Genomic DNA, 3746 nt, shown 5'->3' with positions numbered 1-3746 from the left:
TTTGAATTTCTTGAGCAAATAGTTGTAATTCATCAGATACAGAAATAGACATACAAAAACGCCATCCTTTCCTATGATTCTACAAAAAGCATAGCGTATTTTTTCATTTTAGGGGGTATTTTGTTTTGTTAGCTTGATAGTGATGTTGCGGTACCCCGTATAGCAAAGATTTTTCAAGAATTTGTGGATTTCATAGAAAACAAACGGAATATCAAGTAAAATATTATGTATTGTTTTATACATTTCAAAAGTTATTTTGATGATATTTTTGTAAGTGTATGAGTGGAAGTATCATCATGTATAGTATGGTTGAAATGGCACAAGAGAACTTTTTTAGTTCCTATCATTCTCTTTGATAAATGTTTGAAATACTTTTAAATATTGATATATCTAGGAGAATTTAGAGATTTCGATTGATTATATGCAATGAAAAATGAAAGTGTTATTTTTAGGTCTCTAACTATTATGATTCACATTAAAAGAAGTGCAAGGAGGAAGGTATATCTACTAAAATAGCGAGATATACTAAATTAAACATGAGTATTAGATTTAATAAAAAAGTAGTAGTATTAACAGCCGGACTAACCGTATTATCCTCACCGATGGTATCGATTGCAGAAGAACAACAATCGGTAAATAACCATCAATCCATAAGTGTTCAAGAACAAGCTGTAACTGCCCGACTTCAAGTATCAGACGAACAAGCTTTAAAAAGTATTGAAGAGAGTTTTGAAGGAGTAGACGGACGTGGTGGAGGTACTGTCGATAATAAGAAAGTGGACAGTCTTCAAAGTTCAGAAGGTATTTATGAAGAAACGGGTACATTAACGATCCCTAACAATTCAAATAGAACAAAACGTAGTCTTTCTTTCTCAGCACCTAAAGTTTCTAGTACTATAAATGGCGTTCCATTTACTGAATGGATTGTTCCAGAAGGAAACGATAATATTCGCCCTCAAAACCATATGATTCCAAAGTATATTACAATTCATGAAACTGATAATAAAAGTGTAGGCGCAGGGGCTAAAAACCACGCTCAATATTTATATAACCAAGCAGTAGGGAACACAGACCGGGCTGCATCATGGCACTTTACAGTAGATGATAAAGAGATTTATCAACACTTACCATTAAACGAGAACGGATGGCATGCAGGAGACGGGGATGGTTCAGGTAATAGAGAATCTATTGCAATTGAAATAGCAGTTAACAGCGATGGTGACTACAATAAGGCAGTGGATAACGCCAAGAAACTTGCAGCTTATTTAATGAAAGAAACAGGTGTACCATTAAATAATGTTGTAAAACACCAAAAATGGAGTGGTAAAAACTGTCCTGCTATTATGATTAATAGTGGACAATGGGTTCCATTCGTAAGTGGCGTTGAAGGATATTATAATAAATTTTATCAACCAACAGACGATATAACAGGAGGTTGGTATGAGTCAGCTATTCGTGATTTGAATAGAAGAGGTATTATGGTAGGAGAAGGAAACGGTATTTTTGCACCTAATAGATCCGTAACAAGAGCTGAGTTTGCTCAATTAATCTCTAAGTCTCTAAGTCTCCCAGCTGGAGATGCAACGTTTAAAGACCTAAATGATGCAAATCCAACTTTACGAGATGGTATTAAGCGTACTGCAAGTGTAGGCATCATTTCTGGTAGAGGAGACGGTTATTTTGACCCTAACACACCTATTACAAGGGAAGAAGCAGCAAGCATTGTAAATAGAGCTTTACAGTATAAAGGAATAAATGGGCCATTGGCAAACTTACCATTTGCAGATAAAGATCAAATTATCTATAAAGAAGCTGTACAAAGATTATACGGCTTAGGTATTGTAAAAGGTATGGGGGATAATCTGTATGTCCCTAAAGGAACAACAACTCGTGGTGAAACAGCAGTATTCATTTTAAACATGCTTCAAGTAATTGAAACTGGTAGTGTTCAAAAAGGAATTGGTACGGCTGAAATTAATGGTATTGGGGTAAATGTTCGAAGCGGGGCAGGAGCTGACTACCTTGTTGTTAGAAAAGCAAGCAAAGGTGAAAAAGTTACAGTATACGAAGAAAAGAACGGTTGGTTAAGAATTGGTACAGATGAGTGGATTTATAATGAACCTAGTTACATCGTCTATAAAAAGGATGGAAATTAAATCATACACCCGGCATTTTATTTATTCTCAGGCAATGGAGAGCATTTTCCCCATTGCCTGTTTTTGTGTTGCAGCCTTTTTAATGGTTATATAGAGATTTGAAATGAAGTTGCATACATGTATTCAGTTATATATGATTGTCTTATAGGGATAGTACCCATGTCCATCAACCTCTACAAAAACATACTCAAGAACTATCAAAAATCTTACTTCGTTTGTTTAATTTTTTACAAAAAAACGGAAGGGAATCTCATCGATATGAGAAGAAAACAGTCTTTGATATATTGGGTGTCATGTACAATTGTTTTGTTACTTTCTACAAAAAGAATAGCGTTTTTTTCGTTGTAGGGATACTAATTTACATTAGCTTGATAGCGCCGTGGCATTGCTTTAATCTAGCCAAACAAACGATCTGGATTCTCTAGTATTTGTACACTAACAATCTGGTGAAAATAAATGATTCTGTTTTATAGGACGTGTTTACTTAATTTCCAGTAAAGTGGTTCAAGTCGGAGGAAGGCAGCTTAGGGTGTCTTTTCTTTATGCATTAAAAAGGTATCGACAGCATTCCATAGAAAAAACAAGCTAAGAGTATGCAAGATTTTATACAGTTTTTCGGCTCATTCAGTAACAAACGAGAGCCATAAAACCGCACCAGAATAGGAATGTATAAAAAGATGCATAGAATCATAGAAAAAGACAAAGGCGTATCCCTTGTGAGAGTAAGGGGACGCCTTTGTCTTTGCTACCGATAATGAGACGTTATGTTAACCAAACGTGTATAGAGTATACAGTCAAAAAAGTACAATACATCGCTTCTTCTAAATGGTACAATTAGGAAAAAAGGGGGAGAGAATATGTATGATTACAAATTTGTGAAAGTCGAAATTGATAGATGGAAAGGGCAACCCAAAGAAGATTATAAGCGTAGTATTATCGAACATGCTGAGGATGGTTGGGAATTTGTTCAAGTCCTTACTCTAACAATCTCAGGATACACGAGTTCTTTGGAGATTATCTTCAAACGAACCAAAGAACTTCTTTAAAAAATGAAAGAGGTTTGCCTTAAATAACATACAAAAAGAACTGAAATATTTGGGGATCTAATTGTTCTCGATTTAACTTATAAGACAAATAAGCTAATATTAATCAACTTCCAATAACGATAATTATGTAAATGAGCTGTCCATATGGGCAGCTTATTGTATTTTTTGCTTAGTATGGTTCTCTCCGAAATGCTGACGGTACCCCATGCCCATCAAGTTAAAATCTCATACCACCCCCCAGAACGAAAATTTTCTTCGTTTTGGGGAACTACCAATTTCTTAGCTTGATGGCGATGTGACGCTACCCCATATAGAAATTAACGATTCTACACCCTAAAATGTTATTTAACCAAAAAAATATCTCGAATTTGAGATATTTCACTTGCTTTTTAATCACTTGAGATGTAAAGTGATAGTAACGAAAGCAAATGAGTCATATGAAAAACATACACTCAGTTGTTTTCGTCTTACACAGTAAAATAATTTATGAATGAATTCTATCAATGCAGCTTATTTAGTAAAAAACTATGACTAAGCTATAAAA

At 34.6% G+C, this 3746-nt stretch carries 2 protein-coding genes; both read left to right on the top strand.

Features of this window, described 5'->3' with window-relative positions:
* Positions 1 to 536: 536 nt before the first annotated feature.
* Entirely contained in the window at positions 537 to 2156 is a 1620-nt protein-coding gene (locus AB3X48_RS19035; RefSeq protein WP_016104072.1) for an S-layer homology domain-containing protein, read from the top strand.
* Positions 2157 to 3013: 857 nt separating this feature from the next.
* Entirely contained in the window at positions 3014 to 3202 is a 189-nt protein-coding gene (locus AB3X48_RS19025) for a DUF4177 domain-containing protein (RefSeq protein WP_088098776.1), read from the top strand.
* Positions 3203 to 3746 lie beyond the last annotated feature (544 nt).

It is taken from the genome of Bacillus sp. S4 (assembly GCF_040838205.1).
Lineage (GTDB): Bacteria > Bacillota > Bacilli > Bacillales > Bacillaceae_G > Bacillus_A > Bacillus_A cereus_U.
This window is presented reverse-complemented; position numbering and strand designations above follow the sequence as displayed.